Raw genomic sequence first — 16,293 nt, forward strand, 5'->3', positions numbered from 1 at the left:
CCATCAGGAAACCTGCTTTTGCTTTTGCTGTTGAGGTTGCCGGCCAGCGTCCGGCACTACCTCGGGTGCAGGGCGCAGCCCTGCCAAACCCCTACCCCCTGGCCATGGCCTGCCACCACTGCGACAGCAGCTCCGGCCTGCGCAGGCGCTCGCGCCACCAGCGCAGTGCCGCGCCATCCTCACCCGTGCGCCAGGCCAGCCAGAAGGTCTCTTCCGGCTTGTGCTCCTCCACCTCGCGGATCACCAGCTGGCCATGCGCCACCGCCGCGCGCGCGCACGGCTCAGGCAGGAAACCGAAGCCGACACCCTCGCACTGCAGCTTCAGCTTGCTGGCCATGTCCGGCACCGTCAGCATCTCCTGCCCCATCAACAGGCCGACCGTACGCGGCAGCAGCCGCCGCGCCGAATCAGAAACGGCGATCGCGCAATGCTCGACCAGCTGCTCGCGACCCAACACGCCCTCCACCGCGGCCAGGGGATGGTTGGGCGCAACCGCGAACACGAATTCCACCGTGCCCAGCGGCTCGACCACGTAGCCGCCGCCACTGGGGCCCTCGCCCGGTGCGCCCACCAGCAGGTCGGCGCGTCTGTCGAGCAGCGCTTCCCAGGTGCCGGACAGTGCCTCGCCGATCAGCCGCAGCCGGGTCGGCGCCTCGGCCTCACGGAATGCAGCGATGTCAGGGCCCAGCAGCCAGGTCGGGAACACCGAATCCACCGCCAGGGTCAGCTCGGTCTCCCAGCCCGATGCCACCCGGCGCACCCGCAGCTCCAGTTCGCGGGCCGCGCGCAGCAGGTGCCGGCCCTCGTCCAGCAACGCGCGACCGGCCTCGGTCGGTTCGGCACGCGGGCCGACCCGGTCGAACAACTGAACGCCGAGGTCCTCCTCCAGCTTGGCCACGGTGTAGGAAATGGTCGAGGGCACCTTGTGCAGGGCCTTGCCGGCGCCGGCGAACGAGCCGCGGCGGTCAATGGCATCGAGAATCTGCAGGGCATCCAGGCTGAGCTTGAGCATTCGAATTTTTCGATGATGGCTGTCAAAACTATCCGTTTTTCAAACCCACGGCGCAAGCGGATACTTCTCTCCAACGGGGAAACACGGCGCCTACCGCCCCACCCCGCCCCATCGAAACCATCGAACAAGGAGATTCCATCATGCTGCAGATCCGCAAGAGCGCTACCCGTGGCCTGGCCGAGCATGGCTGGCTGTCCTCGCGCCATACCTTCTCCTTCGCCAACTACTACGACCCCCGCTACGTCAGCTTCGGCCCGCTGCGGGTGATCAACGAAGACAAGGTGATCGGCGGCCAGGGCTTCGGCACCCACAGCCACAGCAACATGGAGATCGTCTCCTACGTGCTGGGCGGTGCGCTGGAGCACAAGGACTCGATGGGCACCGGTTCGGTGCTGCGCTACGGCGACGTGCAGCGCATGAGCGCCGGCAGTGGTGTCAGCCACAGCGAGTTCAACCACTCGGCCGACGAGACCGTGCACTTCCTGCAGATCTGGATCTTCCCGGATGCGGAGAACATCACCCCGTCCTACGAGGAGACCCACTTCACGCCGGACAGCAAGCGCGGCCAGCTGCGCCTGATCGCTTCGCCGGACGGTGCCGACGGTTCGCTGCGCATCCACCAGGATGCCCGCATCTTCGCCACCATCCTTGATGGCGACCAGAAGCTGCACCATGCGCTCGGCAACGGTCGTGGCGCCTACGTGCAGGTGGCCCGTGGCCAGTTGCAGGTGAACGGCATCACCCTGGAGGCCGGTGATGCGCTGCAGGTCAGCGACGAAGCGCAGCTGACCCTGGAAAACGGCAACGACGCCGAAGTGCTGGTGTTCGACCTGCCGCTGTAACCATGGCGCCCGCGATGCCATGACGCATCGCGGGCGGTTTCGCGTAGCGGCGGGTGTCAGAACCTGTACGTCATCGCCAGCCGTACATTGCGCGGCTCACCCCAGGTGTAGGTGCTGTACCAGCTGAAGATGGTGTAGTAGCGCTTGTCGAGCAGGTTGTTGACGTTGAGCGTGGCCGACAGGCGATCGTTGAATTCATAGCGCGCCATCGCGTCCAGCAACCAATACGGTTGGGTGCGATGCACCACCTTGGCCTGCGTGGCCGGGTTGGTGATCTCGCCGAAGGTGGAATCCTGCCACCGCGCGCCACCGCCCAGCGTCAGCCCCTTCCAGTCGCCACGCAGGCGGTAGCTGGTGTGCAGGCTGAACTGGTTTTCCGGCTCCAGCGTGGTCACCTTGCCACCGGCCTGGCGCGCGATCTTGTGCGAGAACCCACCTTGCACCTGCCAGCCCTCGGCCAGCTGGCCCGACATTTCCAGCTCGTAACCCTTGGTCCGCACGCCCATCAGGGCGCGATAGGCATCCTGCCCATCCGGTGTCTTGCCGCCGGTGGGCTGGGCGAAGTTGTCCTGGTCAAGCTGGAACAGCGCTGCACTGGCGTTGAAGCGGCCGTCGAGGAACTCGGCCTTCAGGCCCATCTCGTAGCTGCGGCCTTCCAGCGGATCCAGCGCCTTGCCCTGCTCGTCACGCTCGCCCTGTGGCTTGAAGATGGTGCTGTAGCTGGCGTACACCGAATAGTGCTCGCCAAGGTCGTAGACCACGCCGGCATACGGCACGAACACGCCGGTCTCGCGCGTCTGCGGCGAGCGGTAGCTGGCCAGGCGGCTGCCAACGATCACCTTCAGCGGATCGGCCAGGTCAAAACGGCCGACCACGTACAGGCCGTTCTCACGGGTCACTTCATTGTTGTCGTAGCTGCGCTGCCATTGCGGCTCCGCGATGTCGCCCCGCCATGCACGGTAGTCGGGTACTTCCGTCGGGTAGCCGGGCTGCGGCGAATAACCGGTATTGGTCCAGCGCTTGCGCGAGGCACTGCCGCCCACCACCAGCTCATGCTCGCGGCCGAACAGGCCGAAATGACCACTCAGGTAGAAATCGGCGGCATTGCTGACCGTCCTGCCGACATACTTGCTCAACCACAACGACACGCCTTCGCCGGTGACCGGATCGGGATTGCCACCGGCCGCACCGGCCAGGGCAGCGTCATAACCGTTGACCTGGTGGTTGAGCTGCAGCTTGGCGACCCAATCGTTGTCGAAGGTGTGCTCCAGCGTGGCAAAGCCGGTACGCACATACTGGCCCCAGCCACTCCAGCGGGTGCCGTTGTTGAACGAGCGCGGCATGTCATTGAAGTTGCCGGCACTGTCCAGCAGCGGAATGCCACCCCAGGTCGAGCCCTTCGGGTCGCTGTCCATCGCGTCGCCACCCACGGTCAGTAGCGTGCGCTCGCCCAGATCGGCTTCCAGCACTGCGTAGCCGACCTTGCTGGTGCGCTGGTAGTGGTCGAGGTTGGAATGCTTGTCCTGCCACGCACCGACCGCGCGGCCGCGCACGCGCCCATCCGCGGTCAATGGGCCACCCACATCGATCTCGGCACGGTAGTCGTCCCAGCGACCGAGGCCCAGCGTCGCGCTGCCGGCGAAGTCCCTGCCGGGCTTCTTGCGCACCAGATTGATGGTCGCGCCGGGATCGCCCATGCCGGTCAACAGGCCGGTAGCGCCCTTGAGCACTTCGATGCGGTCGTAGATGGCGGTGTCGCTGAGCGTGTTGCCGGCCGAATAGGCCGAGTCACGCGACATCGGGATGCCGTCGTACTGGAAGTTCTGCACGGCGAAACCACGTGCGTAGTACTCGGTGCGCTCGCTGTCGTAGGTGACGATGCTGATGCCCGGGGTCACCCGCATCACGTCATCGATACCGTGCAGGCCGAAGTCATCCATCTCCGCACGGGTGATCACGCTGATGGTCTGCGGTGTCTGCCGCGGGGTCAGCACCAGGCGGGTGGCGGTAGCGATGGTGCCAGGTGTGTAGGCGCCGCTGCCTTCGGTGATGGTGCCCAGCTGGTTGGCGGTGACCTGCACGGTCTGCAGGGTCGGCGAGGTGGGCGTCTGCGTGGCCTTGTCGCCGTCATCGGTGGACTGTGCGGCGGCGCTGCCGCTGCCGGCCAGTGCAGCGATCAGCAGGCTCTGTGCGAGCGCCTGCGGCAGCAGGCGACGGCGCATCAGCAAAGACGGGATACGGGCAACGGGCACGGACAGCACGACGGGACCTCCACGATCGGGTGGGATCCTCTGGCGACGGCTGGAGGGGATGGGGATTCGGCCGGATGGCCGCAGGCGCAGGCGCAGGCGCAGGCGCAGGCGCAGGCGCAGGCGCAGGCGCAGGAGTGTACTCCCCTGCGCCCCGGCTGTCGTGCGATGTGCTGTCGTGCGGCGCGCTGCCGCAGGCTCAGCCGCCGATGGCGGCGCAGGCCTCCAGGATCAGCGCGGTTACTTCCTTCGGCTGCGAGGCCAGCGAGGCATGGCTGGCATCCAGCTCCAGCAGTCGCTTGGGCTGCATCCTGCCAGCCATCGCCTTCTGGTTCTCCGGCGCGATCATGCGGTCATGGCGGGACAACTGGTACCAACTGGGCCGGTGCCTCCACGCCGGGTCGCTGACCGCGTCACCAAAGGTGCTGGCCAGCGGCGCCTTCTGGGTCACGGCCATCACCCGGCCTTCGTCGGCGCTCAGGTCCTGGCAGAAACTCTCATGGAACTTGTCCGCGCGCAGCCACAGGTAGCCGTCGCTGTCCGGTGCCAGATTCGGCGCGGCTTCCGGCAGATGTTGCTGGGTGATGCCGCCCGGGCTTTCGCCGTCATCCGGGGCAAAGGCCGCGATATAGACCAGCCCCTTCACGTTGGCCTCGTTGCCGGCCTGGCTGATCACTGCGCCACCATAGGAATGGCCGACCAGCAGCACCGGCCCGTCGATCTGCCGGATCATCTTCTGGGTGCGTCCTGCATCGTCGGCCAGCGAGGTGAGTGGCAGTTCCACCGCCTGCACGCGGTCATGGCCGTTGCGATGCAGTTCCAGGATCACCTTCGCCCAGTGTGCAGCCCCGCCCCAGAATCCATGGACGAGGAGGATGGTCGGTGTCGTGCTCATGTACGGATCTCCGGCAGCGGCCGGCGGAATGCCGACCGTGCAGCCACTGTCCGTGGGCGACGTTAACCACTGGTGACGCAATCGGGTCACTGCAATCGTATGCGTCGTCCAATGTCATGCATGGCACTTGCCGATCCCGTGTGAAAACGTTTCCATGGAGGTTCCTCTGGAGCTTCACATCGCGCATGACGCCTTCATCTCCGCTTGCCCAGCAGCACGCTACCCGTGCCGCCTTCTTCATTCCCGGATTCGCCACCGCCGCGTGGGCGCCGATGGTGCCCTACGCCAAGGCCAAGGCCGGGCTGTCCGACGCCAGCCTTGGCGCGGTGCTGCTGTGCCTGGGCCTGGGCTCGCTGCTGGCGATGCCTTTGGCGGGCGCACTGACCGGGCGACTGGGCTGCCGTCGGGTGATGGTCATCACCTGCGCCATGATGTTTTGCGCGCTGCCCCTGCTGGTACTGGCCCCTTCACCCATGGCACTGGGCGCGGCGCTGTTCGTGTTCGGCGCTGGCGTAGGGGCACTGGACTGTGCGATGAACATGCAGGCGGTGGCCGTCGAGCGCGATGCCGGGCGCGCGATGATGTCCGGCTTCCACGCCTTCTACAGCATCGGCGGCTTCGTCGGTGCCGGCTGCATGACCGGCCTGCTGATTCTCGGCACGCCGCTGTGGGTGGCCGCGCTGGTGTCGGTTGCCGCACTGCTGCTGGTCGCAGCCCTGTCGGCTCCGCACTGGCGACCGCAGCGCATCCTGCATGAAGGCCCCCTGCTGGCACTGCCGCATGGCGTGGTGCTGTTCATCGGTGTGCTCGCGTTCGTGGTGTTCCTTGCCGAGGGCTCGATGCTGGATTGGAGCGCAGTGTTTTTGGCCGACGTGCGGCAGGTGCAGCGCGACCAGGCCGGCGCGGGCTTCGCGGTGTTCACCCTGGCGATGACAGCGATGCGGCTGTTTGGTGATGGCATCGTCGAGCGCCTCGGGCGAACCCGCACGATCGTCATCGGTGGCATCACTGCGGCCACCGGTTTCGGCCTGGCCACGCTGGTACCGTCGTTCCCGGTGGCGCTGGGCGGCTACGTACTGGTCGGGCTGGGCTGCGCCAACATCGTGCCGGCGCTGTTCTCGATGGCCGGCCAGCAACGGGTGATGCCGGAGAGCATCGCCATCACGGCGGTGACCACGCTGGGCTACGCCGGCATCCTCGCCGGCCCGGCCGCGATCGGCGCGCTCGCGCATGTGACCAGCCTCGGCTTCGCCTTCCTGTGCGTGGCCGCGTTGCTGCTCGGTGTGGCCGCGTCCGCACGCTCACTGGCACGCCGCCTGCCCTGACAGAAAAAGGGGACGGAGGGGATTAAGGCGTATCTGCATCAGGTGTGCTGCAAACGACTTGATCCCCTCCGTCCCCTTCTTGTTCAACCGCGCGTTGGAGACTTCGGCGAAGTATCGGCGTCGTGCACCAGCCACTCGGCCTGCGCGGGCAGCTGCGGGGCCGGGCATGCGCTCTTCGGGTGGTGCTCGTCGCGGGCCATCCAGTCATCGACCACGCCGGCCAGCAGGTCCAGCCGCAGCGGCAGAGTGATGTGGTCCTCGCCACGCATCTCGATGTAGTGCGCGCGCGGATTGGCCTGTGCCAGCTCGCGGCCCTGGCTGACCGGAATGTGCTGGTCGCCCTGCCCGTGCAGCAGCAGCACGCAGGCACGGGTATCGGCCAGCGCTCGCGCCACGTCCACCCGATCCAGATCGACATCGATGCGGCGGCTGGCTGCAGCGATCACCTGGTTGATGTCCTGGCCGCCGTAGCGCCAGCGCGCGTAGGACGCCACCGCCTGCGCCTTCAGGCCTTCCGGTTGCAACCCCATCAGGTGCGGGATCATCGTGCGGATCGCCACCCCGGCATTGGCGAACGACTCCATCGCCACCACCCCGGCCACCTGGTCGCCCAGCTTGTCGGCGGTGAACACCGCGGTCGCGGCGCCGTAGGAGACGCCGAACAGGTACAGCGGTCCAGTGATCTCGCCGCGCGCGCGCAGTTCACCGATCACATCGACAACGTCGTCGGATTCATAGGTGCCATAGCCGGACGGGCCTGCACCGGACTGGCCGTGGTTGCGCAGATCCAAGGTGACCACGCGGTAGCCCGATTCGGCCAGCTGCAGCGACCACGGCAGCATCGAATCGCCGTTCATCATCCAGCCGTGCAGCAGCACCACGGTGCCGCGCGGCGCCTGCGCACGGAATGGCTGCGGCACGGCCAGGCTCAGTCCGGTGTCCAGCGGCAGGCCGTTCTCGTGGCGCTGCGGCAGGTAGTGGTAGCGCGCACCGTAGTCACCCGCATCGAACACGCGCCAGAAGATCGGCACGCCATCGCGGCCCGGTGCGAAGCCATGGCGGTTGGGCAGTTCGGCGATGGCCGCGGCGATGCGCGGGCGATCAAGCAGGGTCGACACGCCACCTGGCGCAATCAGCCTGTCGGCGAGCGAGGTGGACGCGGCATTCATCGAAGAAGAGCATGCAGCCAGCCACAGGCCGGCGCACGCCAGCAACAGCAGCAGCAGGCGCTTCATATCACGTCATAGGGGCAAATCAGACAGGCTGGGACGTTAACGCCTCAATCGCCCTTCCATCTATCGCGCACGGATGACGGCTTGATGACAACGCAGGAACGATTCAGCTTGGTGCACAAGCTGTATCCGTTCAGTCATTGATCCGGATCAATGAACGCGCCCGCAGGATTGAACACAGTGCCGCCATGCGCACCTCGCTCAAGCTCGCCATTGCCCTGGCCGCCACAGTGGCCGCCGCCTACGGCATCGCCCGCACCACGCCCTACTGGTTCGCACCGCGACAGACGGCGCAGGTCGACATCCACGATCCAGCCCTGATCACGCAGGGGCAATACCTGTCGCGCGCCGCCGACTGCGCGGCCTGCCATACCGCGCCGGGCGGCAAGCCGTTCGCCGGTGGCCTCGGCATGCAGACGCCGATGGGCACGATCTACTCGACCAACATCACGCCCGACCCCGAAACCGGTATCGGCAGCTACGACTACGCCGACTTCGAGCGCGCGGTGCGCCGCGGCATCCGTCATGACGGCCAGCCGTTGTATCCGGCGATGCCATATGCCTCCTACGTGATTGCCAGCGACGCCGAGATAAAGGCGCTGTACGCCTACTTCATGGGCTCGGTGCAGCCGGTAAAGCAGGACAACGCCGACAGCACGATTCCATGGCCGGCCAACATGCGCTGGCCGCTGGCGTGGTGGCAGCTGCTGTTCGCACGCCCGCGCAGTTTCAACCCGGACCCGTTGCTGGATGCCGGGCAGCAGCGCGGTGCCGAACTGGTGGAAGGCCTGGCCCACTGCGGCGCCTGCCACACGCCACGCGGCCTGGCGTTCCAGGAAAAGGCGATGGCCGACGATGGCAGCCGCCAGTTCCTGTCCGGCTCGGTGCTGGAAGGCTGGTATGCGAAGAACCTGCGCAACGAGTCAACCGGCCTGGCCAGCTGGAGCGAAGGTGAGATCGTCGACTTCCTGCGCACCGGCCGCACCGATCGCTCGGCGGCCTTCGGCGGCATGGCCGACGTGGTCGAACACAGCACGCAGTATCTGTCCGATGCCGACCTGCTTGCGATGGCGCGCTATCTGAAACAGCTGCCGGCGCGCGAGGGCCGCAGCGCACAGGGGTCGGTCGGTACCGACACCACCACCGCAGCGCTGCGCAATGGCGACTACCGTGTGGCCGGCTCGCTGGCCTATGCCGAGCACTGCCAGGCCTGCCACCGCGCCGATGGCCGCGGCATGCCACGCGTATACCCGGCGCTGGCCGGCAACTCGATCGTATTCGCCGATGATCCGAGCTCGCTGGTGCAGGTGACCCTGATCGGCGGCCGCACGCCGCACACCCCGCATGACCGCATGGCGTTCACCATGCCGGGCTTCGAGCAGCTGCCGAACGCGCAGCTGGCACAGATCCTGACCTTCATCCGCAGCAGCTGGGGCAACCAGGCCAGCGCGGTCAGCGAGGTCGACGTGGCGCGGATGCGCCGGGTGGTGCGCGACAAGCCGGTGCACTACGTTCCGCAGGAGGCCGCGCGATGAAGCGCTCTCGCAAGCATTCCCGCCTGCTGTTCGGCAGTGCGATCACCGCGCTGGTACTGGCCGGTGCCGGCACCCTCGCCTATCGCCATCTGTACCCGGATCTCGATGCCGCCACGGCCAGCACGTTCGACATGCTCGATGCGCAGGGCAAGGTGGTCGGGCATTACCAGCCGCCCAGCGCCGAAGAGATCGCCGCGCTCGGCAACGCCGAGTCGGTGATGCTCGGACGCCGCCTTCTCAATGAGACCGCGCGGCTGCTGCCGGACAATGTCGGCAACGATCTGAACTGCAATTCGTGCCACATGGCCGAGGGCAAGCGGGCCTTCGGCAACCACTACTTCAATACCGGTGGTGGTGCCTATCCGCGCTATATGCCGCGCCCGGGCAAGGTGATCGGACTGACCGAGCGCATCAACGGCTGCCTGCAGCGTTCGATGAACGGCAAGCCGCTACCGAAGGACGCGCCGCAGATGCGCGCGATGCTCGACTACATGGCATGGCTGAGCAGTCCGGTGCCCGAGGGCGCCCGCGTCGCTGCGCCCAGTGAAGGGCCGATCGACAGCACGCTGACCCCCGACCCGATCCGCGGCCAGGCGCTGTACGCCGCCCAGTGTGCGGCCTGCCATGGCGACAACGGCGAAGGCCGCCGTGATGCCAGCGGTGACATCGCCTTCCCGCCGCTGTGGGGTGAGCACAGTTTCAACATCGGCGCTGGCATGGCCCGGCTGTACAAGGCCGCCGGCTTCGTCAAGCACAACATGCCACCGGCGGTAACCCGCGAGCCGCCGCTGGGGCAGCAGGTGATGCCCGACCAGGACGCGGTGGACATCGCCAGCTACTTCATCAACCAGCCGCGGCCGGACTTTGCCAACAAGAGCAAGGACTGGCCGCGCGACCCGAAACCCAAGGACGCGCGGTACTGAGCAGGCGCCCGCTCAGCGCTTGACCAGCTCCACGCGGCGATTGCGTGCCTTGCCTTCCTCGCTGCCATTGTCGGCCACCGGCTTGTCGGCACCGAAGCCGGCCGCCTGCAGGCGATCGGCGGCGATGCCCTTGGCGGTCAGCGCGGCCACCACCGACCGTGCGCGATCCTCCGACAGACTGCGGTTATGCGCCACGGCGCCGCTGTCGTCGGTGTGGCCTTCAATCGACAGCTTCAACGCAGGATCACCCTGCAGAAGCTGCAGCACCTGCGCCAGCTGCAGTTCGGAGGCCGGCAGGATCTGCGCCTTGTCGGTGGCGAAGTTGACCTGGATCGCCACCCGGCCGTCGCTGTCCAGCTTCTTCTTCAACGCATCGGCCGGCAGCAGCGCCGCGGTCTGGGCGAAGCCCTTGCGTTCGGCCACCACCCAGCCGGCACTGAGGTATTCCAGCCGCGCGTGCACCCACACCTGGCGGCCATCGGCCAGATCGGCGCGGTAGACCACGCTGTCGTAGTTGTTCCAGTTGTAGCTGGCTGCATTGCTGTAGGCCGACTGCACCGGCTTCGGCACCCCTTCGGCCGCCTCGCGCGGGATGCGTCCCTCGAACACCTTGATGCCGTTGACTTGGGCCATCATCGCTTCAAGGTTGCGGCGCACTTCGTGCATTGAGTACTCGCGCTCGCCCTTGTCGAAATCGACGGCGAAGGTACGACCCTCGACCTGCTCGAAGTGATCGCCGGTCCAGAACGGGAACGCATCGAAATCGCGTTGCTTGGCCTTGTTGCGGTCGCCATAACCGGCCGGCAGGGACAGGTGCGGGAAGCTGTCCGACCACTGCGCGGTGGCCTTGAATGGCACTTCATCCACGACCACCAGGCCAGCGCCGTTGCTGTCCACTGCCAGCTGCACCCACACGGTGCGGTTGGCCTGGCGCAGCACGTAGACCGTGGTGGGCGCGTCCTGTTCGCCGTTCACCGCATCGATGAAGCCGCCACCGATCTCGCCTTCCAGCTGCGGGCCATAGTAGATATCGCGCCGCAGCGCGCCTTCAAACACCTTGCGCCCACCGGCGGCCGTGATCACACCGTCGAAGTTTCGCTGCACTTCCAGTGCGGAGAACGCCTTGTCGGGTGCCGCTTCACTGTCGGCCACGATGCGTGCCGACCAGCTCGGGCCTTCCACCCAATGCACACCCTCGCCCATGCGGAACGGAAAACGTGCCCACGCGCGCGGGTGCGGCGCGTTCTGCGGCGCATAGCCCTGCGGCAGGCTGAAGAACGGCAGTTCGCCCAGCGCAGCAGTGCTCAGCGGCACGCTGCCGGTGTCGAACGGCATCAACGGCACGGGCTTGCCATCGCGGTCGGCAAGTGCGGCACCATCGGCCGCAGTGGCGGAAGCCAGCGGCGCTGCCTCGGGTGCGGCGTTCTCACCGGCGCTGGGCAGCGGAGGCTGTGCGCCCGCCTGTTCGCCTGAAGGCGCCCCGCTGCACCCTGCCAGCAGCACCAGTGCTGCGCCCCCCAACCAGATCTTCGACCGCTTCCGCATCGCCAGCACCTCAGCTCCATTGAAGCGCCGAGCATACCCGAAGGCCGTGACCGGCCCCACAGTGCCATCGTCGTTGCGTGGCCACGTCATGCCGATGTCATTGGCGCTGCCGACACTCCGGGGCTTCCCTCCCTTGCAGGTCCGGTTTCGATGCGAACGATTGCGCGCTTTCCCCGTATTTCGCTGCTTGCCCTGCTGATCGCCCCCGCACTGGACGCCCTGGCCGAAGCACCGCAGGGCGAGACGGCCGAAGCGCGCAGCAGCGACGCCCGCACGCTGGACCAGGTGCAGGTGATCGGCCAGGCCACCAGTTACGCCAAGACTTCGGTACGCGCGGAGACGCTGAACCGGCAGACGGTGATGAGCAGTGTCAACGACGCGCTCAATGAAGTGCCGGGCGTGGTGGTCAGCGAGGCCGACGCCACCGGCTCGTCGGTGTGGGGTACGCAGATCAGCATGCGTGGCTTCGTCACCAACCGCGACACCCAGCAGATCGGCACCACCATCGACGGCCTGCCCAATGGTGGCTCTGGATACGGCGGTGGTTCGCTGGCCAACCGCTACATCGACACCCTCGATCTGGAAACGGTGGAAGTCAGCCAGGGTACCGCCGACATCTCCTCGCGCTCGAATGAGGCGCTGGGCGGTACGCTGAACTTCCTCACCAGCGATCCGCTGCAGGACAGCCGCCTGCGCTTCGTGATCGGCGCCGGTGACAACGACGCACGCAAGTACTACGTGCGTTATGACACCGGCCTGCTCGGCGGCCACACCCGCGCCTGGGTCAGCGCCTCCTCATCCAAGGTGCACGACTGGATCGATGGCACCGGCCACGCCAGCAACGACCATATCGCCGGCAAGTTCATCACCGAGCTGGACCGCTGGACGCTGACCGGCTACCTGTCCTACAACGATGCCGACGAGCCCGAGTACACCAGTGTCTCGCCCGCCGGCTTCGCCACCAACCCGGACCGTGACAATCTGGTGGGCACGCTTACCGGCATTCCGTACCTGGACCAGAACTACCGTTCCGGCTCGCGTGCGCTGCGCGAAAACACCTTCGGCTACCTGCGCGCCGCCTTCGATGGCGGCAACGGCTTCAAGGCCTCGGTGGCGGCCTACGGGCACCGCATGGAAGGGCGCGGCGACTGGCTGCCGCCGTACCTGGCGCAGGTCAGCGATGACGGCGCCGGTCGCCCGGAGTCGGAATACATCGGCGGCAAGACGGTCTACGGCGGCAGCAATCGCGGCCAGATCTTCTTCGTCAATCCCGATGGCAGCGCCGCGCAGCGCCTGGCCAGCTGCACCCCGCGGCTGGGCTTCACCGCCGAGTACGACCCGAACTGCTACGCCGGCAACGTACTGGGTGCGCAGTCCTACCGCCACACCCACTACGACAACGACCGCATGGGCGTGACCGCCGACGTTGAATGGCGGCAGAGCTTCGGCACGGTCGACAACACGATCCGCGGCGGCCTGTGGGTGGAGAAACTTGACCGTTCGGCGCGCCGCGACTGGCACCGCCTGCTCAATGTCGGCCAGAGCATCGCCTTCGATCACCAGCCGTACTGGGTGCAGTTCGAGGACAAGTACAAGGTTGACGAGCAGATGTACTACGTCGAGGACGTCGCGCGCTTCGGCCCGTTCAGCGCGCGCCTGGGCGTGAAGCAGTTCTTCGTCGACCAGTCACGCCGCCGCGTGATCGGTGCCGCCGAGCATGTGACCTCCGATTCCAAGTCCGACCCGCTGCTGTCCACCGGCTTCACCTGGGCGCCGGGCGTGGAAGGCATGGAGCTGTTCGCCGGCTTCTCGCAGAACTTCGCCGCCATCCCCTCCGGCGTGCTGGGCGAGACCGACCCGCAGCGCTTCCGCAACGTCGAGCCGGAAACCGCCGACAACATCGAAGTGGGCATGCGCATCAGCCGCTGGCCGCTGACCGCCTCGGTCACCCTGTACAACATCAAGTTCGACAACCGCATCGTCTACCTGCCGGCTGGCTTCGTCAGCGGCATCGACTACCTGGGCGAGACCGACGGCGTCTACGAGAACTTCGGCGGCGTGGAAAGCAACGGCCTGGAAGCGGCGTTCGGCTATGGCTGGGACAACGGCTGGCGGATCAATGCGGCCTACACCTACAACCGCTCCAAGTACCTCGGCAGCGGCAACGCCGCACGCGACACCCAGCTGGGCATCGTCGACGGCGCCAAGGTGATCGGCCAGCCGGAGAACACCCTGGTGCTGTCGGCTGACTGGCAGGGTGCGAACTGGAACTTCGGCCTGTCCGGCCGCTACCTGGGCACCCGCTACCTGGACGCCGCCAACGTCAACAAGCTGCCGTCGGCCACCGTGTTCAATGCCAACATCGGTTTCGACCTGCAGGGCCTGTCCCCGCGCCTGAAGGGCATGGGCGCCAACCTGGTGGTGAGCAATCTGACCGACAAGCGGTATCTTGCAGGGGTGGACGGCCGCGACAACGCCTTCATCGGCGCCCCGCGCACCGTCGGCATCTCCTTCCGTGTGGACCTGTGAGTGAGCCCGTGACCGATATCGGCCGACGCCGGTTGTTGCAGGCCGGCGTTGCCGCCGGCCTTTCCCCGCTGCTGCCCAGCATCGCCCGGGCCGCAGCGATTGCCCCTGCCGCGCAGACGCGCAGCCTCGAAGACCTGCAGCACATCGTGGTGTTGATGCAGGAAAACCGCTCGTTTGACCACTACTTCGGCACCCTGCCGGGCGTGCGTGGCTTCGGCGATCGCTTCGTCGCGCCGGCCGCTGCACTGGAGGCCGGTGGCCGCACCCGCAGCCTGTGGCTGCAACCCGACGCCAGCGGCAAGCGCGCGATTGCGCCGTTCCCGCTGGATACCGCCGCGCACTTCGGCTACATGCGCGTGGAAGGCACCCCACACACCTGGCCCGATGCCCAGCGCGCATGGGACCACGGCCGCATGGGGCAATGGCCGAAGGCCAAGCAGAATCACTCGATGGGCTACTTCCAGCGCAGCGACCTGCCGTTCCAGTTCGCACTGGCCGATGCCTTCACGATCTGCGACGCCTACCACTGCGCGATGCAGGCCGGCACCAACCCGAACCGGGTGTTCCTGTGGACCGGCCACAACGATGCGCGGGCCCGCGCCGGTGGCCCGGTGATCGCCAACTCGCACGACAACTTCCCCGAATACGGCGGGCATCCGGCGTCGTACCGCTGGACCAGCTATGTCGAACGCCTGCAGCAGGCGGGCGTGTCCTGGCAGATCTACCAGGACATGGCCGACAACTTCACCGACAACCCGCTGGCCGGCTTCGAAGCGTTCCGCCGCGCCTACAGCGCTGCACCCGGGCATGACCCACAGCTGCGCGCGCGCGGCGTCAGCACGCGCGGGTTGGCGCTGCTGCGCCAGGATGTACTGGACGGGCGCCTGCCGCAGGTCAGTTTCATCATCGCCGACGCCGCCGGCAGCGAACATCCCGGCCCGTCCAGTCCCGCCCAGGGCGCGGCCTATACCGCGCGCGTGCTGGACGCGCTGACTGCCGATCCGGAGGTCTGGAGTCGTACGGCACTGCTGCTGATGTTCGACGAGAACGACGGCTTCTTCGACCACATGCCGCCACCGGCACCGCCTTCGCCCGTGGCCGGCGGCTGGGCCGGCGCCTCATCGGTCAGTACCGACGGCGAGTATCACCATCATCCGGCACCGGGTGATGAAAAATACGATGCCACCGAGCTGCGCGGCCGCCCGTATGGGCTCGGCCCGCGCGTGCCGCTGTACGTGATTTCGCCGTGGAGCCGCGGCGGCTGGGTCGATTCACAGGTGTACGACCACACCTCGGTCATCCGCCTGATCGAACGCCGCTTCGGCGTGGCCGCGCCAGACATCTCGCCGTGGCGCCGTGCGGTCTGCGGCGACCTGACGGGCGCCTTCGACTTCGCCCAGCGCGATACCCGCCCGTTCGTGCGCGGCCTGCCCGACGTCAGCGCGGTGGCCGCACGTGCCGCCGCGCTGCCGGGACGCACCGTGCCGGCGTTGCCGGAGGGACTGAAGCCGGCGAAGCAGGAAAGCGGCGTGCGCCCGGCGCGGGCCTTGCCCTATCGGCCGCAGGCGTCGATCGCCCGCCTGGATGCATCGGGCGTGGATCTGGTGCTGTCCTGTGAAGGTGCGGCGGCGGTACTGCATGTCTACGACCGCTTGCGGCTCGGGGCCATTCCGCGCCGCTACACGCTGGTACCGGGGATGCCGCTGCAGGAGCGCTGGCCATTGGATGCCCAGGGGCGCTACGACCTGTGGCTGCTCGGCCCGAATGGCTTCCACCGCCACTTCCATGGCGCGGCAAAGGCGCCCGCCCTGCAGGCGACGGTCGAGCGCGCGGACGGCCAACTGCGGTTGCAGCTGCGCAATCTCGGCGACAGCGCGCTGCAACTGCGTGTGCAGGCCGGCGCCTATGCCGGGCACATGCCCGAGCAGACGCTGGCGCTGCCGGCGCGTGCGGACACATCGCTGGCATGGGACGCGACTCCTACCGCTGGCTGGTATGACCTGCAGGTCAGCGCCGGCCAGAGCACCCTGCGCCTGGCCGGGCGCGCCGAGGATGGACGCCCCGGCACCAGCGACCCGGCGATGGGCAGCGAACCGCTGCGCTTCGAGCACGATTGAGCTGCTCCGCCGTTGTAGCGTCGAGCCATGCTCGACTGCTTTTCGATCATCTACCGGGAAAAGCAGTCGAGCATGGCTCGACGCTACAA

At 67.3% G+C, this 16,293-nt stretch carries 11 protein-coding genes; 6 read left to right on the forward strand and 5 right to left on the reverse strand.

Features of this window, described 5'->3' with window-relative positions; translation table 11 throughout:
• Positions 1 to 91: 91 nt before the first annotated feature.
• The gene (locus SSKA14_RS15620; RefSeq protein ID WP_008265411.1) at positions 92 to 1,012 is read right to left on the reverse strand and encodes a LysR family transcriptional regulator; all 921 of its coding nucleotides are present in this window, start codon (positions 1,010 to 1,012) and stop codon (positions 92 to 94) included.
• A gap of 140 nt (positions 1,013 to 1,152) precedes the next feature.
• On the opposite strand from SSKA14_RS15620, the gene SSKA14_RS15625 reads away from it, so the two are divergent.
• The gene (locus SSKA14_RS15625; RefSeq protein WP_008268748.1) at positions 1,153 to 1,854 is read left to right on the forward strand and encodes a pirin family protein; all 702 of its coding nucleotides are present in this window, start codon (positions 1,153 to 1,155) and stop codon (positions 1,852 to 1,854) included.
• Positions 1,855 to 1,910: 56 nt separating this feature from the next.
• Here the strand turns inward: SSKA14_RS15625 and SSKA14_RS15630 are convergent, their stop codons facing one another.
• Both SSKA14_RS15630 and SSKA14_RS15635 read right to left on the reverse strand, forming a co-directional pair.
• A complete protein-coding gene (locus tag SSKA14_RS15630) occupies positions 1,911 to 4,115 on the reverse strand; it encodes a TonB-dependent siderophore receptor (protein ID WP_040008043.1) in 2,205 nt (734 codons plus the stop codon).
• 187 nt (positions 4,116 to 4,302) lie between these two features.
• Positions 4,303 to 4,998: an alpha/beta hydrolase gene (locus SSKA14_RS15635; RefSeq protein ID WP_040008044.1), complete on the reverse strand. Its 696-nt coding sequence runs from the start codon at positions 4,996 to 4,998 to the stop codon at positions 4,303 to 4,305.
• Positions 4,999 to 5,183: 185 nt separating this feature from the next.
• Here SSKA14_RS15635 and SSKA14_RS15640 point away from each other — a divergent pair, with 185 nt between their 5' ends.
• Positions 5,184 to 6,323 carry an MFS transporter gene (locus SSKA14_RS15640; RefSeq protein ID WP_008268669.1) on the forward strand — a complete coding sequence of 380 codons (1,140 nt, stop codon included), beginning with the start codon at positions 5,184 to 5,186 and terminating at the stop codon, positions 6,321 to 6,323.
• A gap of 83 nt (positions 6,324 to 6,406) precedes the next feature.
• Here the strand turns inward: SSKA14_RS15640 and SSKA14_RS15645 are convergent, their stop codons facing one another.
• Complete coding sequence (locus SSKA14_RS15645) at positions 6,407 to 7,558, reverse strand: alpha/beta fold hydrolase (RefSeq protein WP_008268325.1); 1,152 nt, start codon at positions 7,556 to 7,558, stop codon at positions 6,407 to 6,409.
• A gap of 185 nt (positions 7,559 to 7,743) precedes the next feature.
• Here SSKA14_RS15645 and SSKA14_RS15650 point away from each other — a divergent pair, with 185 nt between their 5' ends.
• Complete coding sequence (locus tag SSKA14_RS15650) at positions 7,744 to 9,090, forward strand: cytochrome c (protein WP_040008046.1); 1,347 nt, start codon at positions 7,744 to 7,746, stop codon at positions 9,088 to 9,090.
• On the forward strand, positions 9,087 to 10,013 hold the full coding sequence (locus SSKA14_RS15655; protein ID WP_008268629.1) for a c-type cytochrome: 927 nt from the start codon (positions 9,087 to 9,089) through the stop codon (positions 10,011 to 10,013). Before SSKA14_RS15650 ends, SSKA14_RS15655 begins: the two co-directional genes overlap by 4 nt.
• 12 nt (positions 10,014 to 10,025) lie before the next feature.
• Here SSKA14_RS15655 and SSKA14_RS15660 read toward each other — a convergent pair whose 3' ends face one another.
• Positions 10,026 to 11,648, reverse strand: a complete 1,623-nt coding sequence (locus tag SSKA14_RS15660) for an OmpA family protein (protein ID WP_232281407.1) — start codon at positions 11,646 to 11,648, stop codon at positions 10,026 to 10,028.
• Between the two features lie 60 nt (positions 11,649 to 11,708).
• Between SSKA14_RS15660 and SSKA14_RS15665 the strand changes: the two genes are divergently transcribed.
• Both SSKA14_RS15665 and SSKA14_RS15670 read left to right on the forward strand, forming a co-directional pair.
• Entirely contained in the window at positions 11,709 to 14,087 is a 2,379-nt protein-coding gene (locus tag SSKA14_RS15665) for a TonB-dependent receptor (RefSeq protein WP_008268490.1), read from the forward strand.
• An 8-nt stretch (positions 14,088 to 14,095) separates the two neighbouring features.
• Positions 14,096 to 16,204, forward strand: coding sequence for a phospholipase C, phosphocholine-specific (locus SSKA14_RS15670; RefSeq protein ID WP_008265962.1), 2,109 nt, complete (start codon positions 14,096 to 14,098; stop codon positions 16,202 to 16,204).
• The last annotated feature ends 89 nt before the right edge of the window (positions 16,205 to 16,293 follow it).

It is taken from the genome of Stenotrophomonas sp. SKA14, assembly GCF_000158575.1.
GTDB classification, from domain to species: Bacteria; Pseudomonadota; Gammaproteobacteria; order Xanthomonadales; family Xanthomonadaceae; genus Stenotrophomonas; species Stenotrophomonas forensis.

What these genes read in the sequence shown, in the direction of transcription:
- SSKA14_RS15625 (WP_008268748.1), top strand. Translation starts at nt 1,153, where the DNA reads ATGCTGCAGATCCGCAAGAGCGCTACCCGTGGCCTGGCCGAGCATGGC.
- SSKA14_RS15660 (WP_232281407.1), bottom strand. Translation starts at nt 11,648, where the DNA reads ATGACGTGGCCACGCAACGACGATGGCACTGTGGGGCCGGTCACGGCC.
- SSKA14_RS15665 (WP_008268490.1), top strand. Translation starts at nt 11,709, where the DNA reads ATGCGAACGATTGCGCGCTTTCCCCGTATTTCGCTGCTTGCCCTGCTG.
- SSKA14_RS15650 (WP_040008046.1), top strand. Translation starts at nt 7,744, where the DNA reads ATGCGCACCTCGCTCAAGCTCGCCATTGCCCTGGCCGCCACAGTGGCC.
- SSKA14_RS15635 (WP_040008044.1), bottom strand. Translation starts at nt 4,998, where the DNA reads ATGAGCACGACACCGACCATCCTCCTCGTCCATGGATTCTGGGGCGGG.
- SSKA14_RS15645 (WP_008268325.1), bottom strand. Translation starts at nt 7,558, where the DNA reads ATGAAGCGCCTGCTGCTGCTGTTGCTGGCGTGCGCCGGCCTGTGGCTG.
- SSKA14_RS15620 (WP_008265411.1), bottom strand. Translation starts at nt 1,012, where the DNA reads ATGCTCAAGCTCAGCCTGGATGCCCTGCAGATTCTCGATGCCATTGAC.
- SSKA14_RS15655 (WP_008268629.1), top strand. Translation starts at nt 9,087, where the DNA reads ATGAAGCGCTCTCGCAAGCATTCCCGCCTGCTGTTCGGCAGTGCGATC.
- SSKA14_RS15640 (WP_008268669.1), top strand. Translation starts at nt 5,184, where the DNA reads ATGACGCCTTCATCTCCGCTTGCCCAGCAGCACGCTACCCGTGCCGCC.